The sequence below is a fragment of the Candidatus Tisiphia endosymbiont of Empis tessellata genome (genome assembly GCF_964031035.1).
In the GTDB taxonomy this organism is placed as follows: Bacteria; Pseudomonadota; Alphaproteobacteria; order Rickettsiales; family Rickettsiaceae; genus Tisiphia.
The window spans coordinates 571,860-587,058 of record NZ_OZ034997.1 but is presented as its reverse complement, the minus strand read 5'-3'; the positions used below and the strand labels follow the sequence as shown (position 1 = coordinate 587,058).

The 15,199-nt window shown below is 31.8% G+C and carries 14 protein-coding genes and 1 other RNA gene; 10 read left to right on the top strand and 5 right to left on the bottom strand.

The features are described 5' to 3' along the window. The first annotated feature begins 25 nt into the window (after window positions 1-25). The 6 genes from AAHM86_RS03030 to AAHM86_RS03005 all read left to right on the top strand — a co-directional run bounded on the left by AAHM86_RS03030 (window position 26) and on the right by AAHM86_RS03005 (window position 8,177). Window positions 26-4,849 (top strand): NAD-glutamate dehydrogenase, encoded by a 4,824-nt coding sequence (locus AAHM86_RS03030; protein ID WP_342268254.1) that lies wholly within the window; start codon window positions 26-28, stop codon window positions 4,847-4,849. 6 nt (window positions 4,850-4,855) lie between these two features. Continuing rightward, the gene (locus AAHM86_RS03025; protein ID WP_341747610.1) at window positions 4,856-5,200 is read left to right on the top strand and encodes a helix-turn-helix transcriptional regulator; all 345 of its coding nucleotides are present in this window, start codon (window positions 4,856-4,858) and stop codon (window positions 5,198-5,200) included. Between the two features lie 5 nt (window positions 5,201-5,205). After that, the gene (locus AAHM86_RS03020) at window positions 5,206-5,415 is read left to right on the top strand and encodes a hypothetical protein (protein WP_341751306.1); all 210 of its coding nucleotides are present in this window, start codon (window positions 5,206-5,208) and stop codon (window positions 5,413-5,415) included. A 2-nt stretch (window positions 5,416-5,417) separates the two neighbouring features. After that, window positions 5,418-5,735, top strand: coding sequence for a cell division protein ZapA (locus tag AAHM86_RS03015; protein WP_342268253.1), 318 nt, complete (start codon window positions 5,418-5,420; stop codon window positions 5,733-5,735). Window positions 5,736-5,777: 42 nt separating this feature from the next. Then, window positions 5,778-5,936, top strand: a non-coding RNA gene (gene ssrS, locus AAHM86_RS03010) — 6S RNA. Between the two features lie 15 nt (window positions 5,937-5,951). Then, entirely contained in the window at window positions 5,952-8,177 is a 2,226-nt protein-coding gene (locus tag AAHM86_RS03005) for a DNA translocase FtsK (RefSeq protein ID WP_342268252.1), read from the top strand. 176 nt (window positions 8,178-8,353) lie between these two features. Here AAHM86_RS03005 and AAHM86_RS03000 read toward each other — a convergent pair whose 3' ends face one another. Beyond that, window positions 8,354-8,542: a winged helix-turn-helix domain-containing protein gene (locus tag AAHM86_RS03000; RefSeq protein ID WP_342268251.1), complete on the bottom strand. Its 189-nt coding sequence runs from the start codon at window positions 8,540-8,542 to the stop codon at window positions 8,354-8,356. 54 nt (window positions 8,543-8,596) lie between these two features. Between AAHM86_RS03000 and AAHM86_RS02995 the strand changes: the two genes are divergently transcribed. Genes AAHM86_RS02995 through AAHM86_RS02985 form a run of 4 tightly spaced genes read left to right on the top strand, consistent with a single transcriptional unit; the run spans window position 8,597 to window position 10,880 of the window. Continuing rightward, a complete protein-coding gene (locus AAHM86_RS02995; RefSeq protein ID WP_341747473.1) occupies window positions 8,597-8,989 on the top strand; it encodes an IS630 transposase-related protein in 393 nt (130 codons plus the stop codon). Between the two features lie 5 nt (window positions 8,990-8,994). Next, window positions 8,995-9,264, top strand: coding sequence for a transposase (locus AAHM86_RS02990; protein WP_342268250.1), 270 nt, complete (start codon window positions 8,995-8,997; stop codon window positions 9,262-9,264). After that, window positions 9,242-9,385: a transposase gene (locus AAHM86_RS07165; protein ID WP_410521572.1), complete on the top strand. Its 144-nt coding sequence runs from the start codon at window positions 9,242-9,244 to the stop codon at window positions 9,383-9,385. The genes AAHM86_RS02990 and AAHM86_RS07165 overlap by 23 nt, the downstream gene beginning before the upstream one ends. A gap of 55 nt (window positions 9,386-9,440) precedes the next feature. Continuing rightward, window positions 9,441-10,880 carry an IS4 family transposase gene (locus AAHM86_RS02985; protein WP_342268249.1) on the top strand — a complete coding sequence of 480 codons (1,440 nt, stop codon included), beginning with the start codon at window positions 9,441-9,443 and terminating at the stop codon, window positions 10,878-10,880. A gap of 402 nt (window positions 10,881-11,282) precedes the next feature. Here AAHM86_RS02985 and AAHM86_RS02980 read toward each other — a convergent pair whose 3' ends face one another. From AAHM86_RS02980 to AAHM86_RS02965, 4 genes are all read right to left on the bottom strand, one after another. Beyond that, window positions 11,283-13,133, bottom strand: coding sequence for an AAA family ATPase (locus AAHM86_RS02980; RefSeq protein WP_342268248.1), 1,851 nt, complete (start codon window positions 13,131-13,133; stop codon window positions 11,283-11,285). An 82-nt stretch (window positions 13,134-13,215) separates the two neighbouring features. Continuing rightward, complete coding sequence (locus AAHM86_RS02975; RefSeq protein WP_342268247.1) at window positions 13,216-13,530, bottom strand: hypothetical protein; 315 nt, start codon at window positions 13,528-13,530, stop codon at window positions 13,216-13,218. Window positions 13,531-13,684: 154 nt separating this feature from the next. Continuing rightward, complete coding sequence (locus AAHM86_RS02970; protein ID WP_342268246.1) at window positions 13,685-14,407, bottom strand: ankyrin repeat domain-containing protein; 723 nt, start codon at window positions 14,405-14,407, stop codon at window positions 13,685-13,687. A gap of 15 nt (window positions 14,408-14,422) precedes the next feature. Further along, window positions 14,423-15,181 carry an ankyrin repeat domain-containing protein gene (locus AAHM86_RS02965; RefSeq protein WP_342268245.1) on the bottom strand — a complete coding sequence of 253 codons (759 nt, stop codon included), beginning with the start codon at window positions 15,179-15,181 and terminating at the stop codon, window positions 14,423-14,425. Window positions 15,182-15,199: the final 18 nt, after the last annotated feature.

The window sequence follows — 15,199 nt, the reverse complement described above, 5'->3', positions numbered from 1 at the left end:
ACAATTATAAAGTTTGGTAACAACTATGACAACAGAAAAGACATCTTTAGCTTTGAGTAAGCTTACTTGTCAAGTTCCTAATTATAAATCAGAAATTTTATCACTGAGTACAGTAAAAAATGGGAATCCACTTTATAGCATCCCTCTTTATAGTAAGTTTGTACAGAAATTTCTAGCTTATATCCCTGTAGACTATAGATTCAGAGATAGACTAGAATTATTTGATGAGTTTACAAATAAGGCCTTTCAGTTCTTTCAAGAAAAACAGCCTGATAAAAGAAAGTTGCAGATTGTCAGTACAGTAATTGAAAATGATCCTGCAATTAATATTTTGCTACTGAATGATAACAAATCATTTATAGTTGATTCGATCATTTGTTTATTAACAAGTCTAAATTTAAAAGCTAAATTTTTACTTCATCCTATTATAGCTTGTGTAAGGAACAATGATGGTAACTTACAAGAAATATTGGATATAAAGAAAGATAGAGAGGAATCTTTAGTCCATATCACTATTCTAGGAAATTTTGATCAAAAAGATATTAACTCTTTGGAAATGACTTTAAATGAAGTTCTAGATCAGGTAGATACTACTTATAATGTATGGTCTAAAATCTTAAACAGAGTGACGTTAATTTCAAACGATATCCAAAATAATCAGCAATTATATAATGAGAATCATTTAGATTATCATGAATCTATAAATTTCTTAGATTGGTTAAAAGATGATAATTTTACTTTTCTAGGTATGATTAACTTTGATCTAACTTCTAAAAATTTTTCATTGGAAGATGGTGTTAAAAAGATATGGCAAAATAGTGGTGAAGTGCTTGATATTATAGAACGTTCAGCAAATTCATTACATGAAAATAAACTAATTATTTTAGGTAAAATTAATATCTTATCAAAAGTACATAGAAGTAATTTAGTAGATTATATTTTAATTAAGAAAATTGATCAGGAAAAAAAATATCATTCAGGTAGTATAATTTTTGGCTTATATAGCTCTGCAATGTATTATCAATTAGTTACTGATATTCCCATACTGAGACAAAAACTAAAATTTGTTGTAGATAAAGCCGCTTTCCCGATTGGTGGATATAATACCAAGAAACTTAAAAATATAATTCAATCTCTGCCTAAAGAAGCTTTGATACAAATTGATGAAGGTGATCTATACTGTATGTGCTTACACGTATTCTCAGGGATAACGAGTAAAAAACTTAAATTATTTATTCAGCAAGATTGGTCTGGTTCGTTTATTAATGTCATAATATTTTTACCAAGAGATCGTTTGACACTAGAAGTACATAGTAGCATAAATTATTATTTATCAAATATACTTAGTGGTCTAATACTTTTAGATTATACTGCAGAAGTGGTAGAAAATTTTTCATATTTATTTGTTACGTTGGAGCTACAGGGTAAAAAGAATATTGATTTTGATGTTGAACTAATAGAGCAAGAATTAGATAAGCTCTCCACTCGTTGGAGTGAAGATTTTTACCAAAAGTTATGTAAAGAATTTGGTGAATACCAAGGGGGAGTAAATTTTAAGCTTTTTGACCCAATTTTTCCTATCGACTATAGAGAAAAATTTAATGGACAAACAGCTTTAATAGATATTGACTATTTAAAGGAAGCTAGTATTTATCGCAAACCGATATTTAATTTAATTGCTATAAATAATAAAGAGTTCCAGCTAAAAATTTACAGCCCAACACCTAAATTAGCTCTTTCAGACTTATTACCATCTATAGAAAATTTGGGATTCAAAGCTATAGATGAACAAAGCTTTACCATAAAAGGAGCAGGAGATATTGAAGAAAGTTGGATATATGAGTTCACTCTCGAAACATTGATAACTATTGAAAGCAATATTGATTTACTTAAAGCAAACGTAGAAGAGGCTCTAGATAAGATATATCTTGGACTTTTGGCTAATGATTCTTTAAGCAAATTAATAGTGTTATCGGGCTTTAATTGGTGGCAAGTTAAGTTGGTTAAAGCATTAACTAGATATTTACATCAAACCGGCTTTGTCTATGGCAAGGGCTACGTTCAGTTGACCTTAATAAAGCATTTTTTATATACTAAAATGTTGGTTGATTTGTTTGATACTAAATTTAATCCCGCAAATTTCTCAGATGAACGTTTAAAAACTATAAAAGATAGTATCTTTAACTATCTTAATACAATTACTAGCAGTAGTGAGGACAAGGTTTTAAGACAGATGTTTGATATTATTGAAGCTATTGTAAGAACTAACTGTTATCAGCCTAGCTCTAATGACTTAAAAAATTCAGCTAACAAGCATAGTACAGTCAGTAAAAATTATTTTTCTTTTAAATTTGACTCGCAAAAAGTTCCTCACTTGCCTTTGCCAGTACCATTTGCCGAAATATTTGTTTACGATAATGATTTTGAAGCTATCCATTTACGAGGGGGCGTCGTCGCTCGCGGAGGTATTAGATGGTCTGATAGATGTGAGGATTATAGAGTAGAAGTATTAGGACTAATGAAAGCCCAAATGACCAAAAATTCAGTTATTGTACCTGTTGGCTCAAAAGGTGGATTTTTCGTTAATTTCACTGATGATAATATGACTCGCCAAGAATATATGGCAAGAGTGGTGCAGTGTTATAAAAATTTTCTCCGTGGATTACTTGATATTACTGACAATATAATTGATGGTAAAGTTATTCAGCCAAAAAATACTATTATCTACGACCAAGAAGATACATATCTCGTGGTTGCAGCCGATAAAGGTACGGCAACGTTCTCGGATTATGCAAATAGTGTGTCGGCTGAATATAATTTTTGGTTAGGCGACGCTTTTGCTTCCGGTGGATCAGTAGGTTATGATCATAAGAAAATAGCTATTACCTCAAAAGGAGCTTGGATTTCTGTAGCAAGCCATTTTCATGCTATGGGTATTGATGTACAAAAAGACCCTATTACTGTTGTTGGTATTGGCGATATGTCTGGGGATGTTTTTGGTAATGGCATGCTTAGGTCTAATACCATAAAACTTGTTGCGGCATTTAATCATAAACATATATTTATTGACCCACAACCTGATCCAATTATTAGTTTCAGTGAACGTATGCGACTATTCAAGTTACCTACATCAAATTGGTCTGACTATAATCAACAATTAATTTCAAAAGGTGGCGGAGTTTTTGAGAGAAGCAGTAAGTCTATATCATTATCCCTAGAAGCCAAGTTATTGCTAAAGATAAACATTAACGAATCATCTCCTGAACATCTGATTAGAGCTATCCTACAAGCAGAAGTTGATTTGCTTTGGAATGGTGGTATAGGAACCTATATAAAAGCTTCAATGGAAAATCACCTAGAGATAGGCGATAAGGCAAATGATAATCTTAGAGTCAATGGTAAAGATATCATAGCTAAAGTAATAGGAGAAGGAGGAAATATTGGCGTATCACAACAAGGTAGAATAGAATATAGCAAGCTAGGCGGGAGAATAAATACTGATTTCATTGATAATTCAGCTGGTGTTGACTGTTCGGATCATGAGGTAAATATCAAAATTGCTCTTAATCAGGCTATATCCTCTAATAAGATTAGTTTAGAAGAACGTAATAAGTTCTTATTTACTATGACAAAACACGTCGAGGAACTGGTTTTAGTTGATAACTATAAACAAACTCAGGCACTTGATATAATGCAATTATCTAGTACTTCAACTATCGGAGTATTTAGCCAATTTATTGATACTTTAGAAGAAGAAAAATTAATTAATAGAACTGTTGAGTTCTTACCAACTCAGGAAGAACTCAGTAAAAGGGCAGTTAATAAGGAAAATATGACCCGCCCCGAGCTTTGTGTATTACTTTCTTATAGTAAACGCTCAGTCTATCATGATTTAATAACAGCAACATTTTCAAAAGATAAGTATTTTGAATCTTATCTGATTAATTATTTTCCAAAACTAATGCAAGAAAAATTCCGTGAGGAAATTTTAGCTCATCCGCTTAAGCATGAAATTATTCGAACCGTTGTAACAAATAAAATTGTCAATCAATTAGGCGGACCATCACTTAATCTTATAAAACGTGAAACTCAGGCTGCTCTTTGTGATATAGTTCGTTCGTATACTATTATCTGTGAAATTTTTGATTTAGATAATCTATGGGCTATAGTAGAATCTCTAGCAAGTAATATAGATCATAAAGTTAAAATTGACATGTTCACTGAGCTTGCTAAAATTATGCGTAGAGGTATCTCTTGGTTTCTAAAGCATATAAAACATCCTATCAATATTAGCAATACCATTGATGAATTTTATGAACCAGCTAGAATGCTTAGTAAAGTGGTTGGTAATCTTCTTTTAGGAGAAGCAAAAAACAAATTCGATAATAAAGTTAAGCAATATACTTTATCAGGAGTGACAGATGAAATAGCTCACAGGATTGCAACTCTTGACAGCCTAGTGTCTGTCTTTGATATAATATATATTGCAAAAAAGACAAAAGCTAAAAATAATGATGTTGCTAATTTATATTTCACTACTGGTAATAAATTTAGTATTGATTGGCTTCGTAAATCTTGTGATAAACAACTAAATGATTCCTACTGGAATAGATTATCAATTCAATCATTAAAAGATGACTTATATGATAAACAAAGACAATTATTGGCTAAAATAATTAACAACTCTAAATTAAATATTGATTTAGAGTTATGGATTGATAATAATATAGATGCCGCATGTATTTTTTTAGATTTTGTAAAAGGAATTAGATTGCAAGAAACTATTGACTTAAATATTTTAATTTTAGCAAACAAAAAATTTGAAACTTTTTTGCGTAAGCTTGAGTAATGCATTATGTCGTCATCCCTAAAACAAGCGAGAATAGAATCTGGTAAAACTCTTGAAGAAATATCTAGCTATTTGAAGATTAGGAAGCAATATTTGGTAGCTCTTGAAGAGGAGGATTTTAGTTCGATGCCAGCGGAAGTTTATGTAAAAGGTTATCTTAAATTATACTCAAACTATTTAGGGATAGATGTAAATCTCAGTGAAAAAGACAATCAGGAATCTTCAAAAGATATTGACCTCAGAAATAGGTCATATCCAATGATATTGGACTATAAATGGAAAAAACAACTAATTATTATTTCTGTTTTAATATTAATAATAATTCCAATAATTTATCACTTAATATTATAATCTGAATGAAAATAACTAATGATTTATTACTTAAGTTAATGCAAGAAGTGGATCAAGGTCTTGAAGGTCTCTTATCAAATATCGCTAGACAGCATGAAGAAATCAATAAACTGCAGGATGAAAATAAACAGCTCAGGGATAATTATGCAAAAATACTTGAGCAAATAGCCATATATATTGCTGAACTTGAAGCAATAAAACATAAAAATACATAAAGATGTCTATAGTAACAATAACACTTGGTAGCAAAACTTTCCAACTCGCATGTAGTGAAGGATTAAGAGAAGAATTATGCAATCTTGCAGCCAAATTAAATGAAAATATTGCTCAGATAAAAAAAGTTAATCCATCAGCATCATTTGAACTATTATTAGTTATGTCTGCATTGAGTTTACAGGAGCAAGTACAAAACTTGACTAACAAAATTGCTAAAATTGATGGTGCTAATATACCTCCCGAAGAAGAAAAATTTGCAGAAACGTTAAGTACTATAGCAGGATATTTAGAAGACCTTGCGAGAAAGATTGGAAAGTGATATTATATAATCCCGTGTATGAAACATCAATGTTTGAAATGTAATGGGCTGCTTGGTTCGTGAGCTTAACGTATTGCCCCGGAACTATAATTTTTATTATTAGGAAACCGTCCCTGTCTGAATCTATTATACAGATATATGGATTCCACCTTACATACAGGTTCTTTGAGGATCTTAGGCAACGACCGAAGTGGTTCATTTTTTTAGGCAACTTTTGTGCTATATTACATAAACAGGATTTTTACTAATAATAGAGTGCAGTCTGCTTTATTAATGCTGGTGGGCTGTTTTACTGCTCTATTACTAGTGACTTATAATCCAAATGATCCTTCCTTTAATTCTATCACAGACAAATATCCTAGCAATTTATTAGGTCATTTCGGTGCTTATTTGGCAGATATTTTTTACCAGTTTTTTGGTATAGCGTCCTTTATTTTACCAATTTGTTGTATTTTTTGGTCTCTGAGTGTATGGCATTTAAAGAAGAAATGGGCTACCATCAGGATAATTGTGATGCTGCTGTCAATTATATCATTATCGATAGTCTGCACTAATATAAAAATTAATTATTTACCGGCAGGTGCAGGTGGGACAACAGGTACTATTATTTATCCAATAATCAAGCAATTGGACGCTAGAGCCGATTACGTTTTAATTATTACTACATTTATTTTATTATTTTTATTGACTGAAATAAAATTTTCAGTTTTTGGGATCGCTATAATTAAATTATTCAAACTAATACCTTATAAAAAATTTATACTTTTACCTACAATATCGACAAATACCAAGTCAACGAAACAAGTTTTGATAAAAAAGATACCTTTTATTAATCAAGAAGAAGCCGCATATGCTCATAAAATATATGCATTACAAGAAAAAAATAATGACATACAATCCCATTTTTCAAAACAACAATCTCCACTCAAAAAAGAAAATGACCAATTACTAGACCTGCCCCCTATCGAATTATTAAAACAAGCTGACAGTCAAAATATCAAAGTAGAAACTTCATCAGAACTACAACATAATGCCCAAGCATTATTAACTGTTCTAGGTGATTTTGGGGTTAAAGGTCAGGTAATTAATATTAGCCAAGGTCCAGTGGTAACGTTATATGAATTTGAGCCAGCTGCAGGTACTAAATCTTCTAGGATTATCGGTTTATCAGATGACATTGCTAGATCTTTATCGGCAATATCAACTAGGATAGCCGTAATACCGGGTAGAAACGTTTTAGGTATTGAATTACCAAATAAACAACGAGCATTCTTTTGTCTAAGAGAATTAATCGAAACACCGGAATATCAAGATAGCAGTATTATGCTACCATTGATTTTAGGAAAGGATCTAGCTGGCAAACCTTTTGTTGCAGATTTAGCAAAAATGCCCCATCTGTTAGTTGCGGGTACGACAGGTTCCGGTAAATCAGTGGCAATTAACGCTATGATAATTTCCCTACTTTACCGCTATACCCCAGAGGAATGCCGTTTAATAATGATCGATCCCAAAATGCTTGAATTATCTACCTATGATGGCATACCACATCTTCTAACTCCAGTGGTTACTGAGCCAAGCAAAGCAGTAGTAGCCCTTAAATGGGCGGTGAAAGAGATGGAAAATCGTTATAGGGCAATGTCAAATATTGGGGTAAGAAATATAGCAGGTTATAATGCTAAAATTTCAGAAGCTACATCGTCAGGTAAAATATTAGAGCGTACTATTCAAACAGGATTTGATCCAGAAACTGGTAAGCCTATCTATGAAACGATTGAAATGAATATGGAAAAGTTACCATTCATTGTAGTAATTGTTGATGAAATGGCTGATTTAATGTTGGTAGCTGGCAAAGATATTGAATTGTCAATACAGCGTCTAGCTCAAATGGCAAGAGCAGCAGGTATTCATATTATCATGGCAACCCAAAGACCTTCTGTTGATGTTATTACTGGGGTAATCAAAGCTAATTTCCCAAGTCGTATCAGTTTTAAAGTAACCTCTAAGATTGATAGTAGAACTATTCTTGGTGAACAAGGGTCTGAGCAGTTACTAGGTATGGGAGATATGCTTTATATGGGTAATTCTTCAAAGATTACTAGGGTGCATGGTCCATTTGTTGATGATAAAGAAGTAGATAAGGTTACCCAATATTTAATATCCACGGGAATGCCTGAATATATTTCAGCAGTGACCCAACAACTAGATGATGATGAAGTAAATGGCGAAAGTCCAGGAGATGATTCAAGCAGTGATGAAACTTTATATAAAAGAGCAGTACAAATCGTACAATTAGAACGAAAAGTATCAATTAGCTATATACAAAGATGTTTACGAATTGGTTATAATAGAGCGGCTACTCTTGTTGAAAAAATGGAACAAAATGGGGTAATATCTCCTCCTAACCATACTGGTAAGAGAGAAATATTATTGCCAGAAAATTAAGTTCTTATATATAACGCGAATTTGGGATAAGAATTGACAAATTCTTATCCCAAATTCGGTGAAATTATCGAAACCATCAGGTTTGAAGCGGCTGCCCACCTGATTGTTAAAATATAATACCCCAACTGAGGTTTTTATATCATTTATCCTTCCAAAACGAGACTCATCTTGAAACATCACTTGTAATTCAAGTCCCTGTGATTTAGATTGTGTATTTGCGGCGGTAACCACTGAGCTGAAGTTTTTTTAAAAGTTTCCATCTCATCTTTATTTTGTTTTGGATGATGGGGACAAGGGAAAACTTTACGCCAACAATGACGATGTAAAATTTTGTAGATTGCTGATTTAGTTATAGCAGTTAACATATAGTTAGATATTAGTTATAATAATAGATAATAAAAAAATTATATAATAGAAATATGCCGTTACCATACAGTTATGATTTACGTTCTAGAGTTATAGAACATTATGAAAAACATAAAAAAATAGCATTTACATGCGAGACCTTTAAAATTAGTCGGTCAATGCTCTATGTATGGATTAGATTAAAGAAACAAACTGGAGATATAAAGGCAAAAGAAGGATACCAGAAAGGGTATGGTCATAAAATCCCTGATTTATTAGCGTTTGGTAATTTAATAAAAGAAGATAACTCTTTAACGCTTACAGAGATAGCAAAAAAACTAGATAATACTGTAAGTATAATGACTATCAGTCGTGCATTAAAGAAACTCAATATTACTCGAAAAAAAAGACATATGCGTATAAAGAAAGAGATGAAGGAAAGCGACAAGATTTTCTCAGTGAATTAGAAAAAGTGCCGATAGAGAAACGAGTTTATCTTGATGAAGCTGGCATGAATGATAATGAATCATATGAATATGGATGGTCAATGAAAGGAAGTCGTTGTAATGGAAGTAAATCTAGGAGACGTAGTGAAAGAACAAGTTTTATTGGTGCGTTAAATCGGAATAGTTTAATCGCATCATTAATCTTTACAGGGAGCTGTGATAGTAAGGTATTTGAAACTTATATAGAAAATTGTCTTGTGCCGGAGCTAAAGCCTGGACAGGTTTGTCATTGCTGATAATGCAAGCTTTCACAAATCCAAAAGGGCTAAAGAATTAATCGAAAAAGCTGGCTGTAAACTAAAATTCTTACCGTCTTATTCCCCTGATTTAAATCCTTACTTTTACCCACAAATATAAAATTAAGTATAAAATAATATTGAATTATATACTTAAAATATAAGAAGGGGAAAGAATGAGGCATATACAAGCATTATCTAATGCTTACAACTTAGGTGATAAGTGGTTAGAAAGGGAATTTAGGCATGTTAACTTTGGAGATCAAAGACTTATAAAAAGGCTTATTAAAACTAGCTCACTTATAGAAAGCAAAGCTTCTGGTTCAATAAATCAAAGTTGCAGAAGTTGGAAAGAGGCTAAAGAAGCGTATAGATTATTTAGCAATAAAAAATTTGATCCAGCGGGAATTTATCATTCATATTATAAAGAAACACAAGAAAGGATTAAAGGTAATGAGTTTGTATTTTCAGTTCAGGATACAACATACCTAGATTTTGATTCTCATATTAAAACTAAAGGACTCGGTAGCGTCTCAAAGTCTTATACAAAACATAAAATGGGGCTGATTGTGCATAGTGCCTTGATGTTTACAGTGGAAGGATTACCTTCTCAACAATGTTGGGCTCGTGCTATACGTGAAGAAACTGCACAAGAGAAATCAAGAAGAAAATATATCTCTTCTAGTGAAGATAAAGAAAGTTATAAGTGGATAGCAGCACTTAAGGACACTATGCATATTATACCTAAAGACACTAAAGTTATAACTATTGGTGACAGAGAAGCAGATATCTTTGAACTATTATGGTCGTGTCAAGAAAAGGGTAGTTTGTTTATTGTTCGTAATAGACAAAATAGAAAATTTATTTCTACAGAGGGAAGAAAAACAAATTTGCAAACCCATATAAATCAGATATCAGCAAAGAAAGAAATAGTAATTCAAGTTGCAAAAAAGAACAATGAAGCAGCAAGAATGGCAAATATTGAAATAAAATATATGTCTGGTTTAATACCAATTAGAACCCCTTCATTATATGGTTCAAAAAATACTGAACACAAAATCGGTGATAAAGTAGTACTCTATGTTGTAAGAGCTAAAGAAAAATTCCCCCCTAAAGGAGTGGAAGCAATTGATTGGCTCTTGCTAACTAATGTTCCTGTCAGTAATTTTGAAGATGCGATTGAAAGGATAAATTGGTATAAGTTAAGATGGAGAATTGAAGAATATTTTAGAGTTCTAAAATCTGGATGTAAAATAGAAAATTCTCGTTTAGCTACAAAAGAAAGACTAGAAAAATTAATTGCCATAAAAAGCATCATTGCATTTAAAATTTTATATTTATCAAAAGTAGCAATATCTCATCCGCAAGAAGTGTGTACTAAGATTTTAACTTCACAAGAATGGCAAGCTCTTTATATTCGAGAGCATAAAACTATTTTTATACCTGAAGAACCTCCAACTATGAAACAAGCTATTATTTGGCTTGGTAAATTAGGAGGATTTATGAATAGAAAAAATGATAAATTACCAGGAACTATGACATTATGGAGGGGCTACGAAAATCTTACAGAAAGTATCGAAATATTATCTATATTTCTTTCCCAAAATTGTGGGTAAAAGTAAGATTTAAATCTTATTGAACATCATTGGTTTCCGATAAAAAATAACATTAGAAAATTATTAGATAAAGGAATCTCTGTATTTGAGGCAAGTTGTAGAACATTTAAAATAATGTATGAATCTATATGTTAAGTGCTATATCAGGATTTTCAATTAAGTTGTCGGAAAAATTAACGATTCTGTCATATTTCCTCCCCTTGTAACAGGGTTAAAAATAGATTCTTTTGTAGGTCAAATTTCAGGAAATTTGTCTGAGAAGTTACATATAAATTACATATGAAATTTTTAGTAAAGTCAGAAAATCTAGACGGCTGATAGGGATTGGCGGGGCGTAGTGGACAATTTCAGAACCACGATAGACGTAAAATTATTAGTTATTCAAACGCTTACAGTCTATTACTAAAGCTCTGTAACTTGGTATTGTAACTCCATATTCTTACCGCAAAAAGCTATAGAAAGTTTAATGATTTTTTTGACATGAGAATATTCTTTTATCTTAGTGTCATATTGCTTATCTATAATCTGTTTTAATCCCATTTGGGCTACCAAGGCTAAATCTTCTGTATTTTTAGCTATCTTATACTCAATAATAATTGCTTTATCTCCTTTACCAGCTTTTGGGATCATGATCACATCAGCTCTGCCACTTCCTGACTCCTGTTCACTTGCTATTATGTAACTAGGTGCTAACATATTAATTAAACCAAGCATAAAGCCGCTATAAAATAATTCTGCCTTTTTCTCTCCTGTTTGATGAAAACTAGTAGAATTTAGCAACAATTCTTGTAAACGCTCTTTAAATTCCTCTACTTTACCTGTTGGCAATAAACTAATAAACGAATAATATCTAGAGCTATCAATTTTTAATTGATCAGTAACCCATTGCAGCACTCTTGTTTCATAGATATATTTTAGTTCATAATTAGGGATAGATAGCTCATAGATATTTTTTTCTGATATTTTGGCAGTAGGATTTAAATAACCGCTGAACAGTAATAAACTGAGCAATCCTACTGGTTTATTGATATCAGCAAAACTTATTTGTTTAGTAATAGGTGAGATAATACTTTTTCCAGCAGCTAAGCTCTGTAAATCTTCTTGCATTTCGTCTGACAATAATGCTTTATCAACAAGACCTGTGCCTCCACTATCTAGCCAATAATAATCAAGCTTACCTTTGTGTGCTAAACATTGCATTATTGACCACGGATTGTAAATGACCTCTCCACCAAATGTATAACCATTATACCAATCCTTAATTTGTTCAGTATTAGTGTCGAGCGGTACTTTTGTAAGCAAATCATCTACCTCTGCTTGAGTGAAGCCATAGAACTTAGAAAAATCATCATCAAGTAAAGTATATTCAGTAACATTATTCAAGTCTGAGAACAAGTTAGCTTTAGCAACCCGTAATATGCCAGTAATTACTCCTTTCTCTAAGTAGGGATTCGTTTTTAAGCTGCTCCCAAATATTCCTCTAAACAACTTAAGAATCTGCTCAAATTCTTTTGTTTTATGGCCAAATTCTAAATACGCATTATTAATTGGTGTATCATATTCATCTATTAATATGTATACTTTTTGTTTAAAATGTTTATACAATATTTGACTTAAAAACTTCAGGCTATTTTTTAAATAGCTTATATTAATATCACCACTTAGATAATTTTTTAACTTTACTTTTTGCGGAATACTGAAAAATTTATTATCTTCTTGAATATATTGTTCTAAATAATTAAATCTTTCGTATAATTCTATTATTTGATCTATAATGCTACTAACAATTTCCTTATAATTACTCCCCTTCACTTCTTTAAAATTTATATATATTACTGGAAATTGACCTTGACGCTTTATTATATTTTTATGAATGGATATTTTTAAAGGCTGTAACTCTTTGGTTTCATCAAAGTCCAAATCTACTATGCCTCCAGTAAAGAGTTTATGATTTACTCTCTTTTCTTGAGCTAAAGGCTTACCTCTCTCATCTACTTCAATTTCAAAGAATTTGCGGAGCATGTCCATGTTAAGGCTTTTACCCCACCGTCTTGGTCTAGTGATTAATATAACATCTCCACTATCTTCTAGGAATTCTTTGATCATTAGACTTTTGTCAACAAATACGTCACTATTTAATAATAATGTTTTAAAGTCATCAGTACCTACCCTCATTCTAGGTGGATTACTATTATCCTTAACAGGATCAGTATCTTTAAATTGTGTATTAGTATCCGAAAGTTTAACTATCATACTAGTTGATTATATTTGAAAATTACCATAAAGCCTTATATCTAACAAATTGTAGCACAAATAAGCTAGCATCACTAGTAATTTAAGCAAATACAGAATTACATCTAGTGACTATACCGCCTAATTTATCCATAATAAACGTCATATTGTACTCATTTAAAAAAAATATTGGATAAGGATTAAGATATTTTTCTAAAGTAGGATGCTTGATCCACCCCATTTTTACAGGCACGTCAAATAAACGCCTAGGTACAAACCTTTTATCAAAATGCCGCAAGCCCGATACTATAACTTTATCAGACAAAACATCAGTAGAGAGTTCCGATAAAAACACTACTCCAATGTTTGGAATGCGGATGCATTCCAAATAACTTTTAAATATTGGTATGAGAATCATTATATATTTTTATTAAATTATAAAAACAAGGTCATCATAACATGATTATAACTTGCACTAAGTGTTTTATAAAAAAATAATTGTAGTAAAAATTAGCATCCATGAACTACAACTATTTATCTTGTTCAAAAGTATTATGCAGAAAGCAATCTAATTAAATGGTAAAATCAGTTAAACCTATAATAGTTGCTTCAAACTCACTAAGTTGTGGCAAGTTCTCCGGATGTTCAAGCCAGGCTAGAGCTTCAGGGAAATTATCTTTTGCTAAATCAATGGCACTTTTACCTTCCTTATTCTTTATAGTAGCAGAAGCTGAACGCTCTAGTAGATATTTTACTGCTGTTAGCCTCTTATCTACTTCAGCCGTGTTTTCTGCATTAACTAAAAAATGTAAAGGTGTATTACCATCATTGTTAACTTCATTTATTGAGGCTCCATGATCAAGTAATAATTTTATAGCTTTTACATCAGCTAAATTACTTGCTCGATGGATAGGTTGGTCTCCGAAGATTGTTTTTGCATGAATATTAGCATTATGTTCCAGTAAAAATTTGGTAATCGCAAGTTTATAAGCTTGATGCCAATAACCCAAGGAATAATATAATGGTGATGCTCCATCTAGATTCGTCTTATTAATATCTGCCTTACATTCTTCTACTAAAACCTTTATTACTGGTAGATGGTTGTTGACTATTGCTGTTTGTAAAGCAGTAGTCCCATCCCTCTGCCTTGCAATATTAACATCAGCACCAAGTTCTGCCAACCACTTGACTGTTTCAATATGTCCCTGTTGTGATACTAACCATAAAGCAGTATATTGCTCGGCATTGGCTGTTTTTAAGTTTATGTCAGGATTTTTTAGGAAAAGTAATTGCATTATGTCTAAGAAGTTTTAATAACTAACCCCGTGCCATAGATACCAACCCTCTTCACTCGGAATATTAACATCAGCACCTCTGGCTAATAATTCTTTTACCACTGCTATCTGCTTTTTCTGCATCGCTACATACATAGGTGATGTACCATCCGTCATTCGAATAATATTTAAGTCTGCTCCTAGATATGCTAGCATTTTAACTATCTCTAACTTACCATCTTGAGATGCCAGCCATAAAGCAGTAATCTTATGTTCATCAGTAGTTCTAGCATTTATATCACCATACTTAACTAATAAGTTTATTAGTTCTAATGAATTATTATTAACAGCCAAATGTAATGGATACCCACCATTTTTGGCTGAAATATTAACATCAGCCCCTTTATTTAGTAGAAATTCTACCGCAACCTTATTATTCTCATAAACGGCACTATATAAAGGTGTTCCACCACCACTATTTCTGCTATTAATGTCAACACCTTTGTTTAAAATTAATTGTAAAATATTAGTATCTTCCAAAAGGGTAGCGTAATGTAAAGCTGTCTGACCTTGAGCATCAACTATTTTAACGTTAGCCCATTTATCAAGCAATTCGTGTACTACTGCGATATGTTTTTGCTTCATAGCTATATAGAGTGGCAGCATACCATTAACAGCATTTATTACATTTATATTAGCCCCAAGATGAAGTAGAGTTTTTACTGATTCTAATTTACCTTCTTGAACAGCAAACCATAAGACTCTCTTCTCGTCACCTTGTTTATCTACGATCATTCTATCATGGCTAATTAA